This window comes from Aquimarina intermedia (assembly GCF_008124785.1).
Lineage (GTDB): Bacteria > Bacteroidota > Bacteroidia > Flavobacteriales > Flavobacteriaceae > Aquimarina > Aquimarina intermedia.
Genome location: NZ_VNHU01000005.1, coordinates 56,350 through 82,320 on the forward strand (window position 1 = coordinate 56,350; position 25,971 = coordinate 82,320).

The 25,971-nt window shown below is 35.8% G+C and carries 20 protein-coding genes; 9 read left to right on the top strand and 11 right to left on the bottom strand.

Features of this window, described 5'->3' with window-relative positions:
• Positions 1-159 precede the first annotated feature (159 nt).
• The gene (locus BD809_RS08655; protein ID WP_148782578.1) at positions 160-1,518 is read left to right on the top strand and encodes a UDP-N-acetylmuramate--L-alanine ligase; all 1,359 of its coding nucleotides are present in this window, start codon (positions 160-162) and stop codon (positions 1,516-1,518) included.
• A 12-nt stretch (positions 1,519-1,530) separates the two neighbouring features.
• Here the strand turns inward: BD809_RS08655 and BD809_RS08660 are convergent, their stop codons facing one another.
• The 3 genes from BD809_RS08660 to BD809_RS08670 form a co-directional block, all read right to left on the bottom strand.
• Entirely contained in the window at positions 1,531-2,136 is a 606-nt protein-coding gene (locus BD809_RS08660; RefSeq protein WP_148782579.1) for an FMN-binding negative transcriptional regulator, read from the bottom strand.
• Position 2,137: 1 nt separating this feature from the next.
• Positions 2,138-2,581: a DUF1569 domain-containing protein gene (locus BD809_RS08665; RefSeq protein ID WP_148782580.1), complete on the bottom strand. Its 444-nt coding sequence runs from the start codon at positions 2,579-2,581 to the stop codon at positions 2,138-2,140.
• 133 nt (positions 2,582-2,714) lie between these two features.
• Positions 2,715-3,161 (bottom strand): hypothetical protein, encoded by a 447-nt coding sequence (locus tag BD809_RS08670; protein WP_148782581.1) that lies wholly within the window; start codon positions 3,159-3,161, stop codon positions 2,715-2,717.
• 216 nt (positions 3,162-3,377) lie between these two features.
• Between BD809_RS08670 and radC the strand changes: the two genes are divergently transcribed.
• From radC to BD809_RS08700, 6 genes are all read left to right on the top strand, one after another.
• Positions 3,378-4,076, top strand: coding sequence for a RadC family protein (gene radC / locus BD809_RS08675; protein ID WP_148782582.1), 699 nt, complete (start codon positions 3,378-3,380; stop codon positions 4,074-4,076).
• 80 nt (positions 4,077-4,156) lie between these two features.
• On the top strand, positions 4,157-5,458 hold the full coding sequence (locus tag BD809_RS08680) for a polysaccharide deacetylase family protein (RefSeq protein WP_148782583.1): 1,302 nt from the start codon (positions 4,157-4,159) through the stop codon (positions 5,456-5,458).
• Positions 5,451-6,140 carry a YjjG family noncanonical pyrimidine nucleotidase gene (locus tag BD809_RS08685; RefSeq protein WP_148782584.1) on the top strand — a complete coding sequence of 230 codons (690 nt, stop codon included), beginning with the start codon at positions 5,451-5,453 and terminating at the stop codon, positions 6,138-6,140. The genes BD809_RS08680 and BD809_RS08685 overlap by 8 nt, the downstream gene beginning before the upstream one ends.
• 45 nt (positions 6,141-6,185) lie before the next feature.
• A complete protein-coding gene (locus tag BD809_RS08690) occupies positions 6,186-6,758 on the top strand; it encodes a hypothetical protein (protein ID WP_148782585.1) in 573 nt (190 codons plus the stop codon).
• 95 nt (positions 6,759-6,853) lie between these two features.
• Complete coding sequence (locus tag BD809_RS08695) at positions 6,854-8,158, top strand: DUF5723 family protein (RefSeq protein WP_148782586.1); 1,305 nt, start codon at positions 6,854-6,856, stop codon at positions 8,156-8,158.
• A 3-nt stretch (positions 8,159-8,161) separates the two neighbouring features.
• Positions 8,162-8,971, top strand: a complete 810-nt coding sequence (locus BD809_RS08700; RefSeq protein WP_148782587.1) for a hypothetical protein — start codon at positions 8,162-8,164, stop codon at positions 8,969-8,971.
• On the opposite strand, the gene BD809_RS08705 is transcribed toward BD809_RS08700, so the two are convergent.
• Positions 8,968-10,251 (bottom strand): replication-associated recombination protein A, encoded by a 1,284-nt coding sequence (locus BD809_RS08705; protein ID WP_148782588.1) that lies wholly within the window; start codon positions 10,249-10,251, stop codon positions 8,968-8,970. The two genes, BD809_RS08700 and BD809_RS08705, sit on opposite strands and share 4 nt — an antisense overlap.
• 151 nt (positions 10,252-10,402) lie before the next feature.
• On the opposite strand from BD809_RS08705, the gene BD809_RS08710 reads away from it, so the two are divergent.
• Positions 10,403-11,128 (top strand): rhomboid family intramembrane serine protease, encoded by a 726-nt coding sequence (locus BD809_RS08710; protein ID WP_148782589.1) that lies wholly within the window; start codon positions 10,403-10,405, stop codon positions 11,126-11,128.
• A gap of 11 nt (positions 11,129-11,139) precedes the next feature.
• Here the strand turns inward: BD809_RS08710 and rlmB are convergent, their stop codons facing one another.
• The 7 genes from rlmB to BD809_RS08745 all read right to left on the bottom strand — a co-directional run bounded on the left by rlmB (position 11,140) and on the right by BD809_RS08745 (position 25,124).
• A complete protein-coding gene (gene rlmB / locus BD809_RS08715) occupies positions 11,140-11,874 on the bottom strand; it encodes a 23S rRNA (guanosine(2251)-2'-O)-methyltransferase RlmB (RefSeq protein WP_148782590.1) in 735 nt (244 codons plus the stop codon).
• Positions 11,875-12,462: 588 nt separating this feature from the next.
• Positions 12,463-13,146, bottom strand: coding sequence for a hypothetical protein (locus tag BD809_RS08720; RefSeq protein ID WP_148782591.1), 684 nt, complete (start codon positions 13,144-13,146; stop codon positions 12,463-12,465).
• A 125-nt stretch (positions 13,147-13,271) separates the two neighbouring features.
• On the bottom strand, positions 13,272-14,729 hold the full coding sequence (locus BD809_RS08725) for a RagB/SusD family nutrient uptake outer membrane protein (RefSeq protein ID WP_148782592.1): 1,458 nt from the start codon (positions 14,727-14,729) through the stop codon (positions 13,272-13,274).
• 17 nt (positions 14,730-14,746) lie between these two features.
• Positions 14,747-17,812: a SusC/RagA family TonB-linked outer membrane protein gene (locus BD809_RS08730; protein WP_148782593.1), complete on the bottom strand. Its 3,066-nt coding sequence runs from the start codon at positions 17,810-17,812 to the stop codon at positions 14,747-14,749.
• A gap of 1,539 nt (positions 17,813-19,351) precedes the next feature.
• Positions 19,352-20,494 carry a hypothetical protein gene (locus BD809_RS08735; RefSeq protein ID WP_148782594.1) on the bottom strand — a complete coding sequence of 381 codons (1,143 nt, stop codon included), beginning with the start codon at positions 20,492-20,494 and terminating at the stop codon, positions 19,352-19,354.
• 30 nt (positions 20,495-20,524) lie between these two features.
• Entirely contained in the window at positions 20,525-21,916 is a 1,392-nt protein-coding gene (locus tag BD809_RS08740) for a SusD/RagB family nutrient-binding outer membrane lipoprotein (RefSeq protein WP_148782595.1), read from the bottom strand.
• 13 nt (positions 21,917-21,929) lie between these two features.
• Positions 21,930-25,124, bottom strand: coding sequence for a SusC/RagA family TonB-linked outer membrane protein (locus tag BD809_RS08745; protein WP_148782596.1), 3,195 nt, complete (start codon positions 25,122-25,124; stop codon positions 21,930-21,932).
• A gap of 463 nt (positions 25,125-25,587) precedes the next feature.
• Between BD809_RS08745 and rpsL the strand changes: the two genes are divergently transcribed.
• A complete protein-coding gene (gene rpsL, locus BD809_RS08750) occupies positions 25,588-25,962 on the top strand; it encodes a 30S ribosomal protein S12 (protein ID WP_024770883.1) in 375 nt (124 codons plus the stop codon).
• The last annotated feature ends 9 nt before the right edge of the window (positions 25,963-25,971 follow it).

Genomic DNA, 25,971 nt, shown 5'->3' on the forward strand with positions numbered 1-25,971 from the left:
GTAAAACTGTTAAATAATTGTTTAGATATCGTTGCAATAGGAAATTTCGGGGTTAACTATTAAGGGTATAGCAGGGTTGCAGGCCTGCAATATTTTATTAAATCAGGTTTTATTCCTCGACGTTAATTGTATCTTTACTCTTTCAATACAGTTTACACTATGCGCATACATTTTATAGCCATTGGCGGCAGTGCAATGCATAATCTTGCAATTGCTTTACACTTAAAAGGAGATACCGTTACCGGAAGTGATGACACTATATTTGAACCCTCAAAATCCAGATTGGAAAAACACGGATTATTACCCGAAGCTTTTGGATGGTATCCTGATAAATTGAGTGGTGATATTGAAGCAGTCATTTTAGGAATGCATGCTAAGGCGGATAATCCTGAATTATTAAAGGCACAAGAGTTGGGGTTAAAGATTTATTCGTACCCTGAGTTTCTATATGAGCATGCAAAGAATAAGACGCGTGTAGTAATCGGAGGTTCTCATGGTAAAACTACTATAACTTCTATGATTTTGCACGTCTTGCATTATCATGGTAAGGATGTGGATTATATGGTGGGAGCACAATTAGAAGGCTTTGATGTGATGGTACGTCTCACAGAAGATAATGATTTTATGATTTTGGAAGGGGATGAATATCTATCATCTGCAATTGATCGCAGGCCAAAATTTCATTTATATCAACCTAATATAGCACTGATCAGTGGTATTGCATGGGATCATATTAATGTCTTTCCGACGTATGAAGGGTATGTTGAGCAATTTCAAATTTTTATAGAGTCTATTATTAATGGTGGAGCGCTAGTATATAATAATGAAGATGCTGAGGTCGCGCAATTGGCAGAAACTACAGAAAAGCAAATTCGTAAATTTCCTTATGAAACTCCAAAATACCAGGTTGTAGATGGGGAAACACTATTAGAAACCCCTGATGGTGATATGCCGATCGAAGTTTTTGGAGCGCATAACCTAAGTAATTTGGCCGGAGCAAAATGGATTTGCCAGCATATGGGAGTAGATGAAGATGATTTTTATGAAGCGATTGCTACGTTTAGGGGAGCTTCAAAGCGTTTAGAAAAAATTGCAGAGTCGAATAGCGCGGTAGCTTATAAAGATTTTGCACATAGTCCATCTAAGGTAGCTGCCACTACAAAAGCAGTTAAAGAACAATATCCGAATCGTTCGTTAATAGCATGTTTGGAACTACATACCTATAGTAGTCTCAACGCAGAATTTCTTAAAGAGTATAAAGGAGCTTTGGATGCAGCAGACGAGGCTGTAGTATTTTACTCTCCCGATGCCGTACAAATTAAACAATTGGATGAAGTATCTTCTAATCAAATTGAAGAAGCTTTTCAGAATAAAAAGCTTACAGTATATACGCATCCGACCGAATTCAAGCAGTACTTAATGCAACAAAATTTTGATAATGCAGCGTTGCTTTTAATGAGCAGTGGTAATTATGGAGGGTTGGATTTTGATGAGGTAAAAGACTGGTTTAAAGGTTGAAAACAGAATATTTTAAAAGTGTGAACTAAAAATCTTCTCTACAAAATCCGCTATATTTTGCTGGTTTGTTTTTATGAGTTGTTGTTTTGCATTTTCAATATCTGCGGGCAATTTATCTTGACTTAATTTAAATTTCCCTTCCCAGTTGCTTACATTAATAGTGAATCCGTGAACGTATGCGACGGCACGATCCATTCTCGGGTCATCGAGCTTTAGCTGATAAGGGTGATGGGGAGCTTCTAAAAAGGTGGTCATAGCAACCATACTTTCTTTAATTTTATTAGAATCACTGATCTCCTCGACTGTTCCTGTGGCATGAACAATAATATAGTTCCAGGTAGGTAGTTGCTCTGTGGTATAGATTGAAGGTGAAATATAGGTTTGCGGCCCTTGAAAGATAACCGTTATAGGCTTATTTTCTTTTAAAACTTGGCAATGTGGATTGTTTTTGTCAATATGACCAACAAGCTTATCATCTTGAAGAATCAACGGAGCATGAGTGATCATGGGCATGTTATCTTGAACAGAAACAAGTGTTGCAAGCGGATATTTTAATACCACTTGATGACTGTGAGCGTCAACAGTGTCTTGATGGTGTGCCGGAGGATAATGTGACATACTACGCCTTGAATTGTTTAAGATGGTGGTCTAGGTGTTTGTATTGCATTTGCCCCCATTGTTGTCTTGTAAATTTACCAAATACCGGATGTACAGGTAGCTCTTGTGAATCATCGAGTTGATAAAACTCATTAATATAATTTATCAGCGCCGTTTTCTCGTGGTCAAAGTCTTTATTTTCTTTTACTTTAAAATTAGGTGCTGTCGGCAGGCCTTTTCGCCATGGGGTATCATTATATAATAGCTTTTTAAAAAAGACACGTGCAATCCAGTTCGACTTTAGTTTGAAATCTTCTTTATTTAAGGCAATACGTAGAGGGAATTGACAGTGATGTAGCATTTGAGCTACATCCATTTTACCCCATTGCGCAGGACTGCTGATTGAAAGTATATGGATTCTATCTTCAATTTCATTTTTACTAGCAATATCAAATAATGATTTCATAAACTGTGATTTGTGAGTGAATGATATCAAAAATAAAGTATTAATTTTAGATTGGACAGATGCAAATAAAAAAAGGTTTGATCTTTTAGATGATCAAACCTTTTAAATATATTATTAAATCAAGCTTTATGTACTAGCTAACTTCGTCAAAAACCATTCCTAGAAAATTATCAAGATCTGCTTTTCCTGAGATATTAGTTGGAGTTCCCAAATTAATCATAACAGGTTGATCCTTTATTTTTCCTCTTAAGAAATATTGGTATGAAGTACCCATTTTAAATTTAAATCCTTTAAGTTCATGTCCAAAAGAACTAAATGTAACTGGAGTTTTACTTGAATTTGATTCTTCAAACGTACTTATGATTTGATCGAAGACAGCTGTCAGCATATCGTCACCATAATATTCCCATTTGATGGATGTCCCATTACAAGCTTGTAACTCATACTGAGATTTCGCTTCGCATCCTCTTGGCACTTGTATGCAGTTTCCTACTAAATCCAAGAAGGATATTTTTTTCTGTTGCTGGCCGTAAAAAGTGAAAGTGGCCATCAATAATACGATAGTAATAATGTTCTTCATAAATAGGTTAATTTGAAGTTATAAATGATAGATTTTTAGAATTAAGGGTGGGTAAATATAGTAAAAGTTTCATTTTCAAACAAATATAAATGTTAAATTGATTAATAATATTAGGTTTTTTTATTTTTTTGATAATTAAAGTATTGTTTTTGAGATAAATAATGTAAACTTATTGTCTCAAAAATTCACATCTTACAACCTTGATTTAACCAACAAATGAATACAGAAAAAACAGTGATTTCGATCAAGTCATGGAATCAAAACGATCGACCAAGAGAGAAATTAATCGCTAAAGGAAAGAATACTTTAACAGATGCCGAGTTGATAGCCATTTTAATTGGATCCGGTAATCGGAACGAAAGTGCAGTAGCGTTAAGCCAACGTTTATTATTGCATGTGGATCATGAATTAAATGCCTTAGGTAAATTGTCAGTACAGCAGCTAACAAAATTTAAAGGAATAGGAGAAGCAAAGGCCATAGCAATTATTGCAGCGCTAGAACTGGGCAGACGAAGACGGGGAGAGGTATCGTCTAGAATTGAAAAAATAACAAGTAGTAAGGATGTCTATGAATTAATGTACCCGGAGCTTGCAGATCTTATGCACGAAGAGTTCTGGGTGATTTACCTTAATAATTCTAATAAAGTCTTGCAGAAAAAGCAAATTAGTATTGGGGGTAAAACAGGTACTTTGGTAGATGCTCGTATTGTGTTTGGGGCGGCATTAGAGTTTGGTGCTACCGCTGTGATTTTGGCTCATAACCATCCTAGTGGAACATTACAACCAAGCAAGGCTGATAAGGAATTAACGACCAAGCTCAAAAATGGTGGTGCTTGTCTCGACATTAAACTTTTGGATCATTTGATAGTCACAGAAAAAGAGTATTTTAGCTTTGCAGACGCAGCCATGATCTAATCGACTAACAGGTATTCGATGTCAAATTTATAACTAGCTGATTAGCAAGCTGGTCAAGTTTGTAGCACAATTTTTTATATATGCTGTTAATTTACGTTCACAAAATTACTCCACGAGTTTCCTATACGCTTAGGCATATCTGTAAACGAATATTAGGAATAGAGGTGGAGTTGACCTCAAAAATTGAGACTTTTATTGCGCATGATGGACCAAAATTCTCTTACGGAAAAAAGCCTTTAGGAAAAGAATTGTATTTTCAAAGTGTTGACTTACTTTTTGAACATGGAATTACGGATACCGACATTACAGTGTATTCCTGGGAGGATACTAAGTGTTTTTTTCCTGTTAAAAATGAAGCTTCTGCTTTACCCTTTGATATTTTTTCAGCAACATTTTACTTGCTTTCACGGTATGAGGAATACTTACCACATGTAAAGGACGATTTAGGTAGGTTTCCTGCAACCGAGAGTCTTGGGTACACCGAAGATTTTCTTCAAGATCCGGTGGTAGATATTTGGGCTTATCGTTTGTGTGATCTTTTAAAAAGTAAATATCCGGATATAGTTATAAACCTTGGATCATTTTCTATTCGTCCGATAGTTAAAGTTTCTCAAACCTTTATTTATAAGCAAAAAGGTGTAGTCCGATCTGTGGGTGCTTCATTACGAGATGTTTTAAAACTTCGGTTTAGACGACTGATTGATCGATTGAAGGTGCTAAGCGGATTCATGAAAGATCCTTATGATACTTTTGACCTGCTCATTGAATTTCAAAAACATAAAAAGCGGGATCTTTTAGTAGTTTTCGGGTTGGGAGACTATTCTAGCTATGAGAAAAACATAAATTTTAATAAACAGGCGCATCAGTCAGTTATTAAACACGTTTCAGATTATATAGATGTAGGACTCAAAGTTTCTTATGAAGCAATTGATAATGTATCGGTCCTGAAAAAAGAAAAAAAACGAATAGAAAGTATCTTTAATAGGCAACTAAAACATTGCGTATGTTCCTTCTATAAATTAAAGCTTCCCGAAGCATATCGAAATTTCATAGAATTAGAAATAGAAAACGATTTTTCTATGGGATACCCCGATCATGTTGGATTTAGAGCAGGCACGTGCACTCCATTTCTGTTTTATGATCTGGACTATGAAGTGCAAACACCTTTATTAGTCCATTCTTTTTATTTTACTTCAGAAGCTTTAAGTCATCATAGGACTTCTGCATCCTTAACGTTCAAAATAAATACTTATATTGATAAAATTAAAAAAGTGAATGGATGCTTTATGCCTGTATTCAGCAATGATTTATTTAGTGATTTACAACATGAACAGTATTGGAAATCCGTTTACGAATTGATTTGGAACTATGACGATGAATAAAAAAGATATAACACATATTTTCTTTGACCTAGATCATACCTTATGGGATTTTGATAAAAACTCAGCCTTAGCGTTTGAGACCATATTCAAAAAGTTTGAAGTTAATATAGCACTTGAGCAATTTCTCAGTGTATACGAACCGATTAATTTGGGCTACTGGAAGTTGTATCGTGAAGAAAAAGTAACCAAAACAGCTTTGCGACGTGGACGGTTAAATGACACCTTCAGTAAACTGAATTTATCATATTCAGTGACAATGATAGATGCGCTTGCAGAGGATTATATCAATGCATTACCATTACATAATCATCTTATTACCGGGGCTGAAGATATCCTTTTGTATCTTTCCCAAAAATACACCTTACATATCATTACCAATGGCTTTAAAGAGGTCCAAGGACTCAAATTAAAAGCATCTGGGATTGAACATTATTTTGAAACTATGACCAATAGTGACGAAGTAGGCGTCAAAAAACCCAATCGATTGATATTTGATACCGCTTTACAAAGCGCGGGAGCACAATGTGAAAATAGTATTATGATTGGAGACAATTATGAGGCAGATGTATTAGGTGCAGAAGATATTGGATTACGTGCAATTTGTTATAATTATCACAACGAAACAATTCCCGAGCATATAGTTCAAGTTGCTCATCTAAAAGAAATTAAAGAATTATTGTAATATAAACAAAGGATTTTCCGTTGACATAAAGAATAAGATGCTAGTATGCTAAGAATTTTTATATATGTAGGGTTTGGCGCTGTGTTGCTGACGTTATCCATAGCTTGCGTAAAAGATGTGGATGCCGATCAACTCAAGGAGGTTGAATTATCACCTGTTTATGAAATTGATTTTATTTTTTCTCAAATACAAATTCCGGATTTAACAGGAGATGTACCAGTACCCCCACAGGGAATTCCGGTCGTCGAAGTAAGGGATACCTTGGATTATGATTTTTTGGGAGAAGAATTTGTTACTGAAAATTTGGATAGTGTTGCGTTAACCTTTGAGTTTAAGAACACCATTCAACGCGATGCTGATTTCTCTTTTGAATTTCTGAATGAGGCTTCTATGCGAGTAGGAAGATCGTTTCAAATAGAGGTTGCTCAGGGGGATGGAGAAAATTCGGTACCCGTTCTTACAACCGAGACAATTCTTTTGGCCAGAGCCGATTTAACAGCCATCGCCAATGCCACTCAATTAGCTACTACTTTTCGTATAACACAGGTAGATACCACATTAACGGGGCTCTTAATTCTTAGATCCAAGGGAACCTATTATTTTAATTATCCACTATGAGGCGATTGGTGACATTTTTTTTTATTCTAAGCTTTTGTGCGTTCTCTCAAAATAAGCCAGGGCTCTATGATTATTCAGATTTGCCTCAATCTCTGATGAGTAACCCCGGGACGACAATAGAATTTGATTACCATGCTGGTGTGCCATTATTTTCTCAATTTCATATCAACGCTGGTCTAAAGGGAGGATCGCTCTATGATATTATAGCAGATGATGGACGCACAGTGGATGAAAAGATAACGGCTAAACTTGAGGAGCTATCCAGCGATGACTATTTGACGATTAATCAGCAGTTAGAGCTACTGAGCTTTGGCTGGAGGAGCAAAAAGAATCCAGATACTTATTTTTCTGGCGGAATGTATGAGGAGTTTGATTTTATGGGGTATTTTCCAAAGGACTTGGCCGTATTGGCTTATGAGGGAAATCAGGAGTATTTAAATCAAGATTTTAGCTTTTCAGATTTTGCAGGAACTGCAGAATTGCTAACTGTTTTTCATTTTGGATATACTAAACAAATTGATGATCGCTTAACATTTGGTGCACGCGCTAAAATTTATTCAAGCATGTTTAATGTGAGAAGCACTAAAAATAAAGGAACGTTTACTACTATTGAAACCCCCGATGGTAATAATATTTACCGTCATATTATTTCTGATGCTAATGTTGTTGTAAAAACTTCAGGGTATGCGGATTTGAGAGAAATAAATGATAGTGATTCTGAAGAAAAAGCCAAAGAGTATAAAAGTACGCTTCTTAAGAAGGCCTTTTTAGGAGGTAATTTAGGAGTAGGGATTGATGTAGGGTTTAGTTACAAACTTGAAGAACAGTGGATAGTTACCGGTAGTTTGACTGATTTTGGATTAATAGTTTACAATAAAGATGTTGAAACCTATGCGGCATCCGGAGATTATGCATTTGATGGTTTTGAGAGTCCGATTCAATTTACGGGTAGTGGTCCGCAAGATTTTCTGGATGATTTAAAAGAATCGTTATCTGCAGATACCTTGTCAACATCCTATACAGCTATGCGTCCGCTTAAACTCAATGGATCTATTAAGCATGTCTTCAATCGCTATGATGACGGAACTTGTAATTGCTATGTTGAAGGTAAAACTCCGCCATATACCGATGCCTTTGGGTTTCAGTTTTTTAGTCAATTTAGACCCAAAAGACCTGTGTTTGCGGGCTCTTTTTTTTATTACAAGCGCTGGTTTAATTTTTTGAGAACCAAGATCAATTATACTATTGATGAGCACTCGTATTACAACGTTGGTCTTCTAGTTTCGACCCATTTTAAACCAATTAATATGTATATTGCAGCGGATAATCTTTTTGCTTATTCTAATGTAGCCAAAGCCAGAGGTGCCTCTCTTCAATTAGGAATTAATGTAGTATTTTAAGTTATGAAACGTGTTTTATTAGTATTAATTGTTATTTTAAGTAGTGGCTTACTCACTGCTCAAAAAGAGATTAATTCATATAAATATGTGATAGTTCCTAAAAAATATGATTTTCTCAAAAGTGAGAATGCATATCAGGTGAATGCGTTAACAAAATTTTTATTTGAGAAAAATGGATTTTCGACCGTTATGGAGGGTGAGTCTTTGCCGGATGATCTAAAAAGGAATGGTTGTTTAGCTTTGCATGCCGATGTAAAAAAGAACTCAGGACTATTTACTACCAAGTTAGTAGTCGAGTTAAAAGATTGCAATGTTAATGTGTTGTTTACGTCTAAAGTAGGGGAGAGTAGAGAGAAAGAATTTAAGACTGCCTATCATGAAGCGCTAAGAGATGCTTTTACTTCAGTAGCTCAATTACTATATACCTATACGCAGATAAATACTCCGGTTGATGAAAATGTTGTCATCGTCTCCTCAGGTATTGTTCCCTCAAATACAGAAGGCGCTACCCAAGTAAATGCAATAGAGAAAAATTCCAATGCTCCTACGGCAGAGACAAAATATACCTTTAATGCTAAAATATATATTCTGAAAAAACAGTCTTATGGTTATAGCTTAGAAGAAAAGAAAGCCGACTCAAGCGCATTTGTGGGAAAGGTATATCAAACATCAGTTTCTAATAGTTATATGGTGCAAGCAGGATCTTTAAGGGGTTATGCATTTTTTGATACCGAAGGTAATTTCATTCTTGAGCGAATTATTGAAGGCTCAGATTCTTTATCAAAGGATACATTTTCTAAGTTAGGAAATTAATAGTTGTATTTTTCTCCCCAACGTGTTTTTAAATACGAGCGTAATGCATTTTCACGTTGATTATTGCCGGGGTCATAAAGTTTTGTGTTACTGATCTCTTTGGGTAAAAACTCCTGTTCTACAAAATTATTGGTATGATTATGGGCATATTTATAATCTTCACCATATCCCAGATCCTTCATAAGTTTGGTAGGTGCATTTCTAAGATGTAGTGGTATTGATAAATCGCCTGTCTGTTTGACGAGTTGCTGCGCTTTATTGATTGCCATATAAGAAGCATTACTTTTTGCAGAGGTAGCTAGATAGACCGTACATTGACTCAGTAAGATTCTGGATTCAGGATATCCAATAGTAGTAACAGCCTGAAAGGTGTTGTTAGCCATGATAAGTGCTGTAGGGTTGGCGTTTCCAATATCTTCAGAAGCAGCAATAATCAAGCGTCTGGCAATAAACTTTAAGTCCTCACCACCTTCTATCATGCGAGCCAACCAGTAAACTGCTCCGTTAGGATCACTACCCCGTATAGATTTAATAAAGGCAGAGATTATGTCATAATGTTGTTCTCCTGTTTTATCATAGCGAACTGTGTTTTGTTGAACTAATCTGGTGACGAGGTCATCCGTAATCGTTATGGATTCTTGATCCTGACTATTGACAATGAGCTCAAAAATATTAAGTAGCTTTCTGGCGTCTCCTCCGCTTAATTTGAGTAGTGCGTGTGTTTCTGTTAAAGAAATTTTCTTAGTTTTTAAAAAATCATCCTCCTCAATGGCTCGATACAATAGCTTTTCTAACTCATCTTTTCCAAAAGGATTAAGGACATATACCTGACATCGGGATAACAATGCAGGAATAACTTCAAAGCTAGGGTTTTCTGTAGTTGCCCCAATAAGGGTGACCCATCCTTTTTCTACTGCACCTAGCAAGGAGTCTTGTTGAGATTTGCTGAATCGATGAATTTCATCTATAAAAAGAATCGGATTCTTAGCGGTAAAAAGACCACCACTGTTTTTGGCTTTTTCTATTACTTCGCGTACTTCCTTCACACCACTGCTGATAGCGCTCAAAGTGTAAAACGGACGTCCTGATTCGTTTGCTATAATGTTAGCTAAGGTTGTTTTACCGACACCAGGGGGTCCCCAGAGAATTAGAGAGGGAATTATGCCTCGGGTTATTTGCTGTTTAAGCGATCCTTGATCTCCTACAAGATGTTCCTGGCTTAAATAACTTTCTAAGGTAGTTGGACGTATGCGTTCTGCAAGTGGTGCATTTGTATTCATGCTACAAAGTTACAAATATCAAGTGATCGTTTACGCTAAGTTTTTCATAAGGCTTTTTATAGATTTTATATGTATGTTATATTCGATATGATAAGAACTGACAATTTTTCCATAGCCCCGAGTGTGGAGGGTTTTTTGATATATGTAATGTATGAAGAGTAATAATGACTTTAGTTTTACAAGCGGTGTAATTGGATATCCAATTCTTTTTGTTTTGCTAATTTGGATAGTCTTTTGGGTGGAGTCACGTTTTGGTTTCAATTTTAATTATTTAGGAGTGTATCCGCGTAGTTTATCCGGCTTACAAGGTATTTTATTCTCTCCTTTTATCCATTCAGGGCTCTCTCATCTCTGGAACAACACATTACCATTACTTATCTTATCAACAGCACTGTTTTATTTTTATCCAACTCGCAGCTGGACGGTTTTGGGGCTGGGGTTTATCATGACCGGAATTTTGACATGGATTATAGGAAGATCTTCGTTACACATTGGTGCCAGCGGAATGATTTATATGCTTTTTAGTTTTTTGTTCTTTAAAGGTATTCTAACTAAATATTATCGGTTAATTGCTTTATCTTTTATTGTGGTCTTTATGTATGGAAGTATGTTGTGGTATATCTTCCCGATTAAAGATGGCATATCGTGGGAGGGCCATTTGTCCGGGTTAGTAACCGGATTACTATTGGCGATTTTTATTAAGAATGGAATAGTTCAAAAAAAATTATACCCATGGGAGCATCCGAATTATGATCCCGAAGAAGATGATTTTATGAAGCACTTTGACAAAAACGGAAATTTCATAGAGCGTATTGAAGAGGAAAAGGAATCTGGTATAGAAATAATCTACGAGTACAAAGAGCAAGAAAAAAAGTAAAAGAGACTTAACTACAATCGTTGTCGGATCGTTTCATATAGAAATGCACCACAAGCCACTGAAACGTTGAGAGAGCCAATAGAACCAAACATAGGAAGCTTTGCTTTTTGATCAACCATTTTAAGTAAAGAAGAAGTAACACCTTTACCTTCACTTCCCATAATGATCGCAGTAGGAAGCGTCAAATCAGCTTGATAAATTGTTTGTTCTGTTTTTTCTGTAGCGGCAACTACTTGAATTCCTGAACCTTGCATATAAAAGACAGCATCCTTGATATGATCTACTTTACAAATAGGCATTTTAAAAATTGCGCCGGCAGATGTTTTTACAGTATCTGCACTTACCGGAGCTCCACCTTTTTTCTGAATAATGATTCCGTGTACACCTGTACACTCTGCAGTTCTGATAATAGCGCCAAAATTTCGTACATCAGATAATTGATCCAGAATCAAAAACAAGGGAGTTTCTCCTGACTCAATAACGTTCATTACGAGATTTTCGAGATCAGCAAAGATGATAGGGGAGGTTAGTGCAACCACACCTTGGTGATTCTTACGTGTAAGTCTATTAAGTTTCTCAACAGGAACAAATGCGTAGGTAATGTGTTGATCATTCAAAAGATCCATTAATTCTTTAGACAAGGCCCCTTGTAAGCCTTTTTGAACAAAAACTTTATCAATGGTCTGATTTGCATTAATAGCCTCAATCACCGCGCGTATTCCAAATATCTGAGAGTCATTTTTCATGGGCACAAATATAGTACAAAAAAATAACCCCCTGACAATTTCAGGAGGTTGTAAAGTATTATGGATTATTTACAAACATCGGTACAGCAAGTTGAGTACTCAAAATAGAATTTTGAATTTACTGATCAAACAAAGAAAACTTACATGAAAGTCAGAACCAAGATGGTTTCACAGACTATAAAGGAGCGAGAGGACAAAAAAACTTGCAAATCATTTTGATTTATATAATCAATAGAATGCAATTCTGATAAAAAGTAGAAGTATTCGAAAAGTCTAGGCATGATGCTTCATGAGCTGTGTTATATAAAGAAAACATCCTCCTAAAAATTTAGGAGGATGCAAATAATAATAGTTTTGTTTGATCTAAGTTAAGATCCAGTTGGATCTCATATGTTGGAGTTCGAATCAATGTTATCAAGAATTAGCGTAGCTTAATCAACATGCTGAATCTAATGGAAACTTTTATTTGATGATTGAAGCGTAGGCTGTTAAAATTGTAGAAACATATTAAGGTGAGATTTGCATTTATTTAGCTCTTGTCAAACCTTTAAAATTAAAATCTCTTTCAATACCTACGAAATTACTGTTTTATAGAGTATTGTAGAAATCAATTATTTCAATTAGATCCTCTTCTTTTTTAAATTTTAATTTATCGGAAGAGATTTTTGCTTTAAGCTTCCCACTAGGGTCAATTAAAAGAGGGGAAATGTCCTTTTTTTTCAATCTAATTGGGAAAATGGAATCTTTTTTAATTAAGTAATATTGTTTTTTTTCTGCATACCTAGAAGGTATATCTTTATCGTAGTTAGTCACTGCTTTCTGTCCGAGTTTTATCCTTTTCTCAATTCTGAGCGCGAGGGTGTTGGTTCCTTCATTGAATAAAACAAAAAACATTTTGTCACCCTCGTACTCTTTGATTTTATAGTAATAGTCCTCTCCTTCAACCTCTACCTTGATATCCTCTCTCTTAATCATATTGTGAACGGCATTGTTTTGAAAGATTTCTATTTGATCCCTTAATGCATTATAACGTATTAGACATCTTGTAGAAGATTTTGTAGCATGAGAATATACGATAGCTAATTTTTCCTTTTCTTCATAGTATGGATGACCTTGTATTACATCGTCACGTTTTTCATTTCTTATCGCTAGAGGAACACTGAAAGCATTAACGACGGTTGCCTGCCCGGGTGCATAGGATGCACCTATATTTGCTTGGGCTTTCAAAAAATTTATTTGAATAACGAATAAAAGTAAAATTGCATATTTCATAATGGTTTGTTTCAAAAATTAGTAGTTGCTTAATTTTTATCAATAACAAAATACAAAACCCCTTCCAATTACAAGAATTGAAAGGGGTTTTTTTCTTATTGATGAAAATTAATAGAAATTACTTTCTAATAACCTGCATTTTGCTGTCCGTCAAATCCTGAATTTGCATTCATTTCAGCTTGTGGAATAGGGAATTGAAATCTAAAATCACCTGCTGGAATAACAAGTGCCTCAGGTTTAGTTCCGGATCCATCAATTACCTCACCATTATCAGAGCGTGTAATACTTTCTCCTCTTCTTTTCAGGTCGAAAAATCTATGTCCTTCAAAAGATAATTCAATTCTTCTTTCATATTGAATTGCATCTTCTAAAGCTTGACCTGCTTCAGTTCCAGGTGTAAAAGCTTCATAACGTGTTGCTCTCAATTCATTTAGCGTTGCAAGAGCAGGACCTTGTTGGTTAAGCTCATATTGTGCTTCTGCCTTATTTAAAAGAACTTCTGCAGCACGCATCACTTTGATATCCACACGACCATTAACCTGTCCTTCTTCTCCTAAGAATTTTTTAATTGCATTGTAGTCAACTCCAGTGTTATTTCCAACATATTGAATAATATCTTGTCTCACATCAGTATCATCTATGCTATTAAAAAAATCAAAATCTATTGCAAATTCTAAGATATCATTATCAGCATTAGATTGACTGTACAATACTCCAACATTTGCAAAGTTTGATTCAGAACTTGTATTTACAGCTAGTTGTATTACGATACCAGCATCATTAACATCAGTGTATACTCCAGGTAATTCTTCTGCCGTTGCAAGCTCAGTGCTAACTTCGTTCGCAGCGTCAATAGCCTTTTGGTAATCACCATTGTATAAGTAAACTTTCGATAATAGACCATATACAGCATTTCTGTCTAATCTACCTTCACCGTTACCGGTACCAATAAGTTGACTTGCACGCTCTAAATCTCCAATAATCTCTGTATAGTTTTGACCTATGGTTTCTCTACTTGGAGTGGCAAGAGGATCTCCAGTATCCCCATCTTCTACTTTCGAATACACAATTCCTAAAGAACTGTTAGCATCAGCACTCTGAGTTGGTATTTTACCGTAAATACGCGCTAAATCAAAATGCGCCCAAGCTCTAGCTGCTAATGCTTGACCTAAAATATTGTTTTTGTCATCACTATCAGCAAGGTTATCAATTTGACCAATTACTATGTTGGCTACGTTGATAGCTTCGTATGCTTCACTCCAATATAGCGGGATAGCTCCCCCAGTTGTTGCCACATATCTAAAATCATGATAATCATCATTTGATCGTCTTCCACTTTGAACCTGAATTGTATTATCAGAAAGGATGTCTGGAATTCCTTGTAAACCAGAAGCTGATGCTGCGTAATAGTTATACATTTGACCATAAATCCCATCAATTCCGTTTTGGAAAGATGCAAGATCTGTTAAAAATGCCTCGGGATTAACCTCGGTAAAAGGCTGTAAATCATTCAATTCATCATCACAGGCGATAAAGCCAAATGCGATAAATAGTATAATTATTTTTGAAATTTTATTTTTCATTGTTTGTTTTTTTAATTTTAAAATCCTAATTCTAGACCGAAAATATATGATTTAACCTGAGGGTAACTAAATAATGAAAATGATCCAGGCACAAAAGTACCGTCTCCTTGGTTCCCAGACTCCGCAGAACCGAGTCCGATCTCAGGGTCTCCTTCATAGTCAGTAAACGTTAAAACATTTTGACCCGTTGCATAAATTCTTAGTTTGTTTATTGGTAAAGCATCTAAGAACTTGCTAGGTAAAGTATAATCAAGCGTTAGGGTTCGAAGTCTAATAAAGTCACCTTTCTCCAAAAATCTAGTTGAGGTTTGATCCGCAGTAGCCTGGAATGTAGGGCTAGGTAACACGTTAGTGTCTCCTGGTTGCTTCCAGTAGTTAAAAGCTTCCGTTCTTAGATTTGCATCAATATTACCGATAGCAATACCAGATTGACGTTGGTTGTTTAGGATATAGTTTCCTCCACGGAAAACAAAATCACCTCTTAAACCAAAACCTTTGTATTTAAAAGATCCGTAAAAACCACCTTGAAGATCTGCAATAGGAGATTTTCCTTCCTGAATTTGCAAGAAAGAATCACTGTAAGTCTCAGTGGTATTTCCATCAAGATCGACATATAAAGGTGCTCCATTATCCGGGTTTACACCTGCATATTCAACCAAGTAATAAGAATAGATATCTTCACCTTCTCTTAAGATATTGTTGCCAAAAGTACCGGTAATAATATCATCACCATCTACTAATTTCACAACTTCGTTATCTAAGAAAGTAACATTACCTCCTAAAGAAACTGACCAGTTATCCGTTCTTATAACGTCAGCATTAAGACTAAACTCAAAACCTTTGTTTTCAACTTCACCGATATTAGAGAATATACCATTGTCTTCATCTCCGGCAGTGTGAGAAATAGGTCTGTTTAACAATAAATCTTGAGAATTTTTCTTAAAATAGTCAATAACCCCACTCACGCGGTTGTTAAATAATCCAAATTCTAAACCGATATCCAAGATAGCTTGAGATTCCCATTGAATCGCAGGGTTTCCAGCTCTCAAAGGTCTTAAAGCAGTATTTCCATTGTATGTTGTGAAATCCGCTGCATCAATATATTGAAAATCAGGAATATTTTGGTTTCCTGAAGTACCATAGGAAGCCCTTAATTTCAAATCATTAAAAACTGATCCTTCAAGAAAATTCTCTTTTGCTATATTCCAAGCTATACTTCCACTATAGAAAGTACCGTACTTATTGTCTGGTCCAAATCTTGAAGATCCATCACGTCTAAGAGATCCTGAAAGGATATACTTTTCATCGTAATTATAATCAGCAAAGACTGCTTGAGAGAATAAGATTCTTCTAGATTCGTTGCTATCAGCTCTTGTAGCTTCAGCTGCAACATCTAAATATGGGATTTTAGGAGAAGGAAACCCTCTGGCGTCCACTCTTAATTCATTTCTAATATTCTCATTATACTCCAATAAGACGCTCGCTGTTAAATTATGTAGGTCGTTATATGTGTCCGTATAGGTGAACAAGTTATTTACATTGTATTCAAAATCAACGTTTACGTTTTCTGTTTGCGTTCCCGGAAAGTTTGCATCCCCAATAAAACCTTGTAGTACACCACCAGGTAAGGAACGATTAGTTCTGTTAAATTTATTGTTTATTACACCTACAGCAAATCGATTTGAAAACTTTTCAGATAAAGTAATATCAGCAGATAAATTTCCAATAAAAAGAAGGTTTCTATTATCTTCAAGTTCCGTTTGTAGCGCTTGTGCTATCGGAAAGAAAATTCCTCCCCCTCTATTAAAAACAGGGTTTCCATCGGCATCGTTTACAATGTTACCATTATCATCTCTTGCGTATAATGGTGCGTACGGGTTATAATCGTACATACCTCTAAACGGGTTTTGCACATTGTTTCTATCTCTAGGTAAATCTGTAGTACTGCGTGCAGCAGAAACATTGGCACCTATTGCTAACCATTTTTTTGCTTGATACGTCGTATTCAATCTTGCAGATACTCTTTCAAAACCATCGATTCGATCAATGATACCAGTATCAATATTATAACCTAATGATAAGAAATACGTAAGATCTTCTGTACCTCCAGCAATAGATAGAGAGTTATTTTGAACAACAGAAGTTCTCAAAAGTTCCTCTTCCCAATTGGTGTCATAAGAAATTAACCTAGCTCTTTCAGCAGGCGTAGCAGTGTTACCAGGCAATCTATTGGCAGCACCAACACCTAAATCAGCATATTGTCTTTCGATCTCTAATTTCTGCTCAGCATTCATTAGGTCAAATGGATCAGCAATGCGTTCTCCAAAACCGTATGATGAATTAAAGCTGATTTTAGCTTCACCTGCTCTACCTTTTTTAGTAGTAATTAATACAACACCGTTTGCTCCTCTAGATCCGTATTTTGAAGCAGAAGCAGCATCCTTAAGAATTGAAAGTGATTCAATGTCATTAGGATTAATGTTGTTTAGAGGATTGAAGTTTTCACCCTCATTAATTGGAATAGGAACACCGTCAATTACATATAGCGGTGTAGTACTCGCATTAATTGAACCTGTACCTCGAATTTGTACGAAAGCAGTGTTACCTGGTCTACCATTTGCTGCTGTAACCTGTACCCCAGCTGCTTGACCTTGAAGGATGTTGTCAATACTTGTCGTAGGGACAAAATCTTCAATGTCTTCCGCGCCGACAGTGGATATTGCAGCAGTTACGGTAGATCTTCGACCTACACCGTAAGCGGTAACAATAACCTCTTCCAATTCAGAAGCAGAAGCAGCTAATTCGACGTTGATAACATCAGAATCAGTCACTGCAATTTCTTTTGTTTCAAAACCAACATAACTATACGTCAGCACAGCACCACGATTTGCAAGGATAGAATAATTCCCATCGAAATCGGTTTGTGTACCGTTTGTTGTGTTTTTGACAATAATGTTAACTCCTGGTAGAGGTAGACCTTTGTCGTCGGTCACTGTACCGGAGATTGTTTTCTCTTGTGCAAATGTGAATTGCACAATAAACGCTAGGAATAGCGTTAAAATTCCACTAAACTTTGTTCTCATTTTATGATTTATTTGAATTAGCCAGCTCCAAAAATGATAATTTAATCGATATAAACCAACTTTTGTCCGTTAATTTTAACACGAATATATTTTGGATAGATGAATTTCTTAGTTTGAAAATGATTTTTTGAAGGTATCATTTTACCTCGGGTTTGGAAATTTTAAACTCAACCAAAGAGTTGTATGAATGTTTAAATTTCAACCATTTATTTGATTTGTAATTAGTTATGTTAATTAAATTATTTGAGATTAATCTGTGAAATTTGCATTATATTAAGGGTGTGCGTATTTATTTTTGCAATTTCTTAAAACAGAAAACATGTTTTTGAAGTATTTCTGGATGATTGTTTCTCGGAAATATTCTTTCATAAATTTCTTTTCATTGCTTAAATATAGTTTTCATAAGTGCTCTTTAGCTATGGTTAAGTTGATAACTTAGTATTGATAGGGCTGTTTCAATTGTATTATTTTGAGATAAATTTTAGTGTAGACTCCGTCTTAGCGAAGTTCTGTGGATAATTGTAGATTATACAATATTTTCTGCTGGCAGGAGATTTTTTACATTGAACTCTTTTAATTATTTGTTTATAGTATGAATAATGTGTTGAGCATTATAGATGCTTTTTGATGTAAAACGACTGTTGGTATCCGATAAGAGTAATATTAACTATGTATTATTCTTTAGAAGGAAGAGGTTTGTTTCTTTGAATAGTAAGAGTTATTTATGTCAAAGTATTTTAATTGCAATGTTGAATTTTAGAATTTCAAATGAAAAGTGATGTGAAGTGAGTTATCAGGCACAGGGTTCTGATTAAACTTGACGTAATCTTAATTTATGGTAGTAATAGTTTAAATGGATGTACCATTAAAAAATTAAATCAATTATTTGGTTTAGTTACTAGTAAATTTGTTTTAAAAAGCGATAAGCAAATAGCAGTCTGCTGATAGATGATCTGAATAATTCTTGGAAGAGTATGAACTTATAAACTATGCTTGCTTCTTTGTTTGGTAGTTCATCTGTTAATAAAAGCGTCATGTTATAAGATAGTTGAGTCATCGAATCCGACTGACTATGATTGTTCGTTACCATAAAATCTGATAGCGAATTGGAATATGGCTGGTTCGAATAGGATAACATTCTTCAAAGCTCGCCAAGCAACCTGAGTAATTCTGCGGTATAGCTACATGATATTTGAGGAGTATTTTGAATCGAAAACGTGGCACTTAATGATAAATTCTCAAAGTAGGTATTAGATTAAGGTGTAGGGTTAATAAATACATTTCAAACGGAAAGTTTTATAGTATACATTATAAGGAGTAAAACTTAGATTTCGATAAAGATTCTATGGCATATTATTTTTATAAAAGACGAATCATTACTTAAACTGTAAGAAATCAATTGCTATTGATAATAAAAATCCGGCGAAGTTAACTTCGCCGGATTTTTCAAATTTAAAAATACCAATTTATACTAGAGTGGAATCTATATGTAAAATTTCGATTCTTATTTTACTGCAATGTCCAATTGGGTATGGACGGTTATTGAACAGCATCTTCTTCCTCTGCATAGCTGAATTCAAAAGAGTTTGTGTTGTTGATAACTGATACGACATCAATTTTAATTAAACCAGTTGAATTTACTTGTTCGCCATCTTCATTAGTTCTTTGAATCTTATACACGTAAACATCATTAGGCTGTACATTAGATATTTCATTTACCGGTGTTCCCAAATCGTAAGCAGCTTCTGCTCTGAGTAGATCTTTTTCATCGAAAATTTCAGTAGCATCGCTGGATGTAATTTTCACAAATGTTATTTGTGTCGACGCTGCGGCCTTAAAACCAAAAATGGTGTTGTCGAAAGTAATTTCAGGATCCGCAATTAAAGAACTTTCTAGCAAGTTATAATTGCTGGTTGTAGTATTTAAAGTTGCACCTCCTGAGATACCGTCGATACGCTGTGTGTCAACAAATACTTTGACTTCATCACCGACAGCAGAAAGAGCACCGCTGAAAGCTGTAACTTTAAAATAAATGGTATCATTTAATGTAAAGTCTTCTCCTTGAAAAATATATTCCGATTTAGAAGTATGCCAATCTCCTGTTGGAGCAGGAATCTCTGTATAAGTTCCATCAAAAAACACTTTTTGTTCGATAATTACACGATCTACCTCAGCGGAACTTGTTGTTATCTCGTATTTTAAAGTATCATTAATAGTTGTTTCAGCTTCGATGACGGAAGAAGTTGCAGAAGCATCTACGGGATTATATATAGAGATTGTTTTAATTGAGGTTGAAGAAGGGGCTATACCAGAGGTCGTTAAGTGAACAACAGCCTGGTCTTTATTAGCTTCTTCGAGTGAAAGATCCAGAGTAGCACTTGATAAAGAAATGGTGCCTTCATTGCCTACTAAAGAAACTGTTCCTATCTCTGTAAGATTGCTTACATTTTCTCCCTGTAAAGATATAACAACTGATTCGACAGAAGCCTCGTTTGCAGAAGTGGCGGTAACTGTAAATTCTGTATTCTGATCCAGTGTAGAGATACGGGAAGGAGCTATGGAAACTGCAGCTGCATTTTCCTGAAAGGTGACTCCATTCACATCGTCATCACTACAGGATATCATAGCTATTACAGGAATGGTAAATGCTAAATATCGCTTTATATGATTTATTTTTTTCATTTCAATATGTTTAGATGTTGAGAATAAATATTAATTAGATGGATAAACCCAGGTATCGTCATCTAACAAGTGCCCTCCTTGATTTTGAATTGCTGCATTATATGATTCTGAGTTAGTTGTACGCTCTGTAATCGGATATAATAATCTTCTTGGTATCACACCACTTTGATTATTTCCATTAACACCATTTATATTTGGAGTTAGATCAGGGTACCCTGTTCTTCTATAATCGTTCCAAATTTCAATTGCTGAATTGCCATACAGCGCCTTGTATTTTTCATTGATAATCACTTCGATCTGGTTTTCGATGGATCCAGTGAGAACTACTCCTACTAAATAAGCGTCAATTTCTGAAGCGCTAATTCCTAAAAGTTCCATATTTGCTGTGATAGCTTCTATGAGCGCAGCAGTTCCGTCCTGTCCTGTTCTTACTAAAGCTTCTGCTTCTATAAACTTTGTTTCAGCGTAAGAAATAAGAAAAGAGGGAGAATTAAGTTGTGCCCAGAATAAATCTGAATTTCCATCCTGATAGTAAAGAAAACCACCATCACCACTTGCAACCATGTACTTGGATTTTCTTGGATCCCCATTCATAGTGGTAGCTAAGTTTTTGTCAATTACCATAGTGTTAGGTCGTTGAAATCCAAACAATGCAGCAGGATGTCCCCCATTCTGAGTGTTTTCGAAAGTAAATGTTCCTTGTTCGGCATTACTGGTAATGCCATCAGAAATTTGGTCTAATGCTTTTTGTGCAGCACTATTGTCAACAGATGTCTGATGCAAATAAAATCTAGCTTTCAAAGACCTTGCTATTTTAATCCAATCTGCTTCTGATGTGCCTGTTAGGTCCCCTTGGATTCCAGTTTCGCTATCGGTTAATAAATCCACTATTGCCTCATCCAACAACCTTTGGATCGATATATAAACTTCTTCCTGTGAATCATAAGAAGGTGTAAGATTTTCCGATCCTTCAAAAGCCTCAGTATATGGAATATCTCCCCAGATCGAAGTTGTTAAACCAAGGTTGGCAGCCATATATATTTTGGCGAGTCCTCTAGTTTTTACATCATCGTCTCTGGTTGTTCTTTTGATGATATCATCACAATCTCGCATTGATCCGGCGTACAATCCAAAATCCCATGGATTAGCTACATCACTTTCTCCCACAACGTAACTTGTAAATGCTATCTGCTGAGCATCAAAACCTTCCCATTGTTGCATAAAAATTCCAGCATATCTACTTAGAACGGCTGTAAGATTTCTGTGTGTCTGGGTCTGCATTATAGGGACGATAGCAAGTGACGGTACGTTGTCCCCGCCAGGTCTGGTTGGATCCTCGTTGATACTGCTATGCTCACAAGAGCTTATTACTAGTATCAGTAATGCAGCACTGAGCTTTTTATATAAATTAAATATTTTCATTTTGCTAATTTTTTTAGAAGTTAAGTTTTAAAGAAACTGCATAACTTTTAGTATTAGGCTGGTTAAAGTAATCCAGTCCGATACCATTAGATGCTCCGGTAAGATTTGTCTCCGGGTCTACTCCAGGGTAGTCAGTATCTAACCATAAATTTCTTCCTGATACAGTAAGACTGGCAGAGGTTAATGGTATTCTGTCTATGATTTTAGAAGATAATGTATATGTTAAGGCTACTTCTCTCAATCGAACCCATGAAGCATCATAAACGTTATCTTCGGAAACTCCTCCGAATCCGTTTCGTACCCAGGCATTTCCTCCTAGCCCATTTGCAGGATCTGCTAGCGAAACTGCTGTGGTATTGGGTTGTCCATCAGATTCTCTAATCCCCTCAAAAACAACTGTCTGATTTCTTAGGTCACCAGTTTTTTCTGAAACTCCAAAGTAATCTATAATTCCACAAGTACCACACCAAATATCTCCGCCCTGGCGAATGTCTAAAAGCGCTGTAACAGAAAAATCCTTATAAGTAAATGTATTACGGATACCCATTGTCCAATCAGGTATGGGGTCGCCAATAATACCGTCCTCAGAATCTACTAATGCCCAACCATCATCACCGATTAAAATATTTCCATTATCATCTCTTTGATATTTACTTCCGAAGATGGCGCCAAAACTTTCTCCTGCAATAACTCTAGATGATGTAGAGTTAAATCCTGACAGTAAAATATTTTCTACATTAGGCGCTAACTCCTCAACAGTATTTTCAAAAGTTGTGAAGTTTACATCAATATTCCAGTTAAAATCATTGGTTCTGATTGGAGCCAACCCTCCTACTATTTCCCAACCTTTATTGGAGATGGTACCTGCATTAATTACACGTTCGGTGAATCCGGTGGTTGGAGATTGGTCAACTGGAATTACCTGATCTTCAGTTTCTTTTTCGTAGTAAGTAACATCCAGGGATAATCTTGAATCAAAGAATTTAAATTCACCTCCAAATTCAACCTCGGTAGTTACCTCTGGGCGAATGTCGTCATTTCCTAAACGTACCGATTGTTCAAAAGCCACGGTTGAGAAGATCGGAAATTCATTGGGGGTTATAAAACCATCACCACCAGCTAATCCAGGTGTGTAATATGTTATAGTCGAATATATTGGTGCGTCATTACCGGTTTTACCATAAGATGCTCTTAATTTTCCATAATTAAAAGTAGAGCTTTCAAATAGTTCGGTAAATACAAAACTTAATCCTGTACTATAAGAAGTGAAGCTATTCGTGTCATCGGGTAAGGCTGATGACCAATCATTTCTTAACGAACCGTTTAGGAATACTAGATCTTTGTAACCGAAAGATGCGTTAGATATAAATGCATCCACACGTTTACGCTCGATGTTTTCAAAGTTGATCTGAGAAGAACTGTTAGAGATTTGGAAAAATCCTGGAATAGTTAATCCATTTCCAAGGACGTTTCTGATTCTCAAATTGGTTGAGTAATTATCATACCCGATTAAACCATTGAACGATATGTCTTCATTTATGTTTTTATTAAATAATGCTAGTAATTGAGTGTTTATATTTTCATTAAATAAATTATTATCAAATACCGAACCCGCATTATTTGTCGCTGATCCGACATCTATGCCTGATTTTCTTACATCTGAGTATCGATCATATCCCAAGACTCCTTTTAAAGTAACCCAGTCAGTAGGTTTATATTCAAAACTAGCTCTTCCTATAAATCGATTTAAATCATCTGTTGTTGGGTTTTTGGCAACAGTCCAGTATGGATTGTCATAAACACCCGCTCTGTAACTTCTTTGTCCGCCATCCGGGGTAGTGTAGGTGTCCGGATTAGAGGCCGCAGCACGTCCGGATAAACCATTTCCGTTATCAAATGTTGGAGTAGTACGAAACAAACCTAGTGTAATCCCTGAAATATTAGAACCTCTTTGTACTCTGGTTCCCCCTGAATTCACAAAGTTACCGCTGGCAGAAAGTTCCAATTTTTCGGTGATCATTGTACTTAAATCCAAGCGGAATGATTTTCTTTCAAAAAGCTCGGTGGGCGAAATACCGGATTGCTCCGTATTTCCTGCAGACATATAATATTTTGTTTTTTCTGTACCTCCACGAACCGAAATATTTAGATCCGTTAATACTCCTGTTACAAAAAAGTCTGAATTATCGTATGCGACAGCCGGGCGACCATTTCCTGTACCCGCAGGTACAAGTCTTCCGTTCCTATCATAAGGATATGAGCTATCACCATCAAACTCTAAGCTGGATATAGCAGGTCCCCAGCTAAACCCTTCAAAAGTTTCTGGGCCTCTATAAGTAGCAACACCACCAACTGGTCTTCCTTGAGCATATTCTTTTTGAAATCCGGGGAGCTTATTTTGTTCGCTAAATTGCACATTCGACGAGATAGTAATAATAGGTTTTCCAGTACGTCCCTTTTTTGTGGTGATCAATACTACACCATTCGCGGCACGTAGTCCATACAGGGTTTGCGCTGCAATTCCTTTTAGAATGTTGATAGAAGCAATATCGTTTGGATTAATGTCTATCGCTCTGTTTGATTGGTCAGTACCTCCTAAAGCATCGTTCAATCCATCATTTCCGTTATTTTCGCTGGAGTTATCAATAGGTACTCCATCTACAACAAATAAAGGGCTGTTTGTCCTAAGTACAGATGTGTTACCACGGATTCTAATGTTGGCAGAAGCTCCAACGGACCCAGATGAGCTGGTTATACTTACCCCCGCTGATTTTGCGGAAAGTGAATTAACCAAATTGGTTTCTCCTGTATTTTGAATATCGTCTGACGTTACGGTTTGAACTGAATAACTCAATTCTCTTGGGTTTGATTTAACTCCGAGAGCTGTGACAACTACTTCTTCCAGCTCAGCAGCCGATGCTTCAAGTTGAACGTTAATTGTAGCGTTAGATGAAACAGCTACTTCCTTATCAGCAAAACCTAAATAGCTAAATACTAAAATACTGCCTTCGGCAGATGAAATAGTATAAAGCCCGTCAAAATCTGTTTGTGTTCCAGAGGATGTGTTTTTAATTACAATGTTTACACCTGGCAGCGGCAACCCGCTATCATCGGTAACCTTTCCGGTAACTGTTTTTTGTTGCGCAAAAGATACGTGCACAATTAACGCTAGAAAAAGCGTTAAAATTCCATTAAACTTTGTTTTCATGTTATAATTTATTTGAATTAGCCTAGGTCAAAAATCAAAATAATTTAGCTGATAAACAACTTTTTAGCAGTTTAATTGAATAATGGTTATTAATTAAGTTTAAATGTTGATTAAAATTGATGATAAGTTTAGTTTTATTATGATTTATTTTTTTTTAAATATCTGGTTATATTTGGCATTATAGCTTTTTGTAATACTTATTTCTGGCAATAATATTCGATGTTTTGCTGGAGGTTAGTTTCAATTTTTAATCTAAATCAATTAGTAGTTAGGACTGATAACATTAATAGAATTGTTAAATTTTTGTGTTAGAACTTACTCTATTAATACATGTAAGTGTTTGCGGACTCAAAACTATTTGAAAATTAATTAGTTTGGATTTGAATACTTCAAAAATAATTCTACCTTTGCAGCCCTCATAAAAGAGGATTAATAAAAATTTAATTATAGTGTAAAGCAAATTATGCCAACAATTTCACAATTAGTACGAAAAGGTAGAGCCAAAATAACTAAGAAGAGTAAATCGGCTGCTTTGGATTCTTGCCCGCAACGCCGCGGTGTATGTACTCGTGTGTATACCACTACTCCAAAAAAACCAAACTCTGCGATGCGTAAAGTAGCGCGTGTTAGGTTAACAAACGGAAAAGAGGTTAACGCGTACATCGGTGGTGAGGGACACAATCTTCAAGAGCACTCGATAGTATTAGTTAGAGGTGGAAGGGTAAAAGATTTACCGGGAGTTAGGTATCACATTGTTCGTGGAGCCTTAGACACTGCAGGTGTTGAAGGAAGAACACAACGTAGATCTAAGTACGGAGCAAAACGCCCTAAGAAGTAATTTTAAAAC

Bases quoted from the DNA above. Each gene is read 5' to 3' on its own strand.
- BD809_RS08655 (WP_148782578.1), top strand. From the start codon at position 160: ATGCGCATACATTTTATAGCCATTGGCGGCAGTGCAATGCATAATCTT.
- BD809_RS08660 (WP_148782579.1), bottom strand. From the start codon at position 2,136: ATGTCACATTATCCTCCGGCACACCATCAAGACACTGTTGACGCTCAC.
- BD809_RS08665 (WP_148782580.1), bottom strand. From the start codon at position 2,581: ATGAAATCATTATTTGATATTGCTAGTAAAAATGAAATTGAAGATAGA.
- BD809_RS08670 (WP_148782581.1), bottom strand. From the start codon at position 3,161: ATGAAGAACATTATTACTATCGTATTATTGATGGCCACTTTCACTTTT.
- radC (WP_148782582.1), top strand. From the start codon at position 3,378: ATGAATACAGAAAAAACAGTGATTTCGATCAAGTCATGGAATCAAAAC.
- BD809_RS08680 (WP_148782583.1), top strand. From the start codon at position 4,157: ATGCTGTTAATTTACGTTCACAAAATTACTCCACGAGTTTCCTATACG.
- BD809_RS08685 (WP_148782584.1), top strand. From the start codon at position 5,451: ATGAATAAAAAAGATATAACACATATTTTCTTTGACCTAGATCATACC.
- BD809_RS08690 (WP_148782585.1), top strand. From the start codon at position 6,186: ATGCTAAGAATTTTTATATATGTAGGGTTTGGCGCTGTGTTGCTGACG.
- BD809_RS08695 (WP_148782586.1), top strand. From the start codon at position 6,854: ATGAGTAACCCCGGGACGACAATAGAATTTGATTACCATGCTGGTGTG.
- BD809_RS08700 (WP_148782587.1), top strand. From the start codon at position 8,162: ATGAAACGTGTTTTATTAGTATTAATTGTTATTTTAAGTAGTGGCTTA.
- BD809_RS08705 (WP_148782588.1), bottom strand. From the start codon at position 10,251: ATGAATACAAATGCACCACTTGCAGAACGCATACGTCCAACTACCTTA.
- BD809_RS08710 (WP_148782589.1), top strand. From the start codon at position 10,403: ATGAAGAGTAATAATGACTTTAGTTTTACAAGCGGTGTAATTGGATAT.
- rlmB (WP_148782590.1), bottom strand. From the start codon at position 11,874: ATGAAAAATGACTCTCAGATATTTGGAATACGCGCGGTGATTGAGGCT.
- BD809_RS08720 (WP_148782591.1), bottom strand. From the start codon at position 13,146: ATGAAATATGCAATTTTACTTTTATTCGTTATTCAAATAAATTTTTTG.
- BD809_RS08725 (WP_148782592.1), bottom strand. From the start codon at position 14,729: ATGAAAAATAAAATTTCAAAAATAATTATACTATTTATCGCATTTGGC.
- BD809_RS08730 (WP_148782593.1), bottom strand. From the start codon at position 17,812: ATGAGAACAAAGTTTAGTGGAATTTTAACGCTATTCCTAGCGTTTATT.
- BD809_RS08735 (WP_148782594.1), bottom strand. From the start codon at position 20,494: ATGAAAAAAATAAATCATATAAAGCGATATTTAGCATTTACCATTCCT.
- BD809_RS08740 (WP_148782595.1), bottom strand. From the start codon at position 21,916: ATGAAAATATTTAATTTATATAAAAAGCTCAGTGCTGCATTACTGATA.
- BD809_RS08745 (WP_148782596.1), bottom strand. From the start codon at position 25,124: ATGAAAACAAAGTTTAATGGAATTTTAACGCTTTTTCTAGCGTTAATT.
- rpsL (WP_024770883.1), top strand. From the start codon at position 25,588: ATGCCAACAATTTCACAATTAGTACGAAAAGGTAGAGCCAAAATAACT.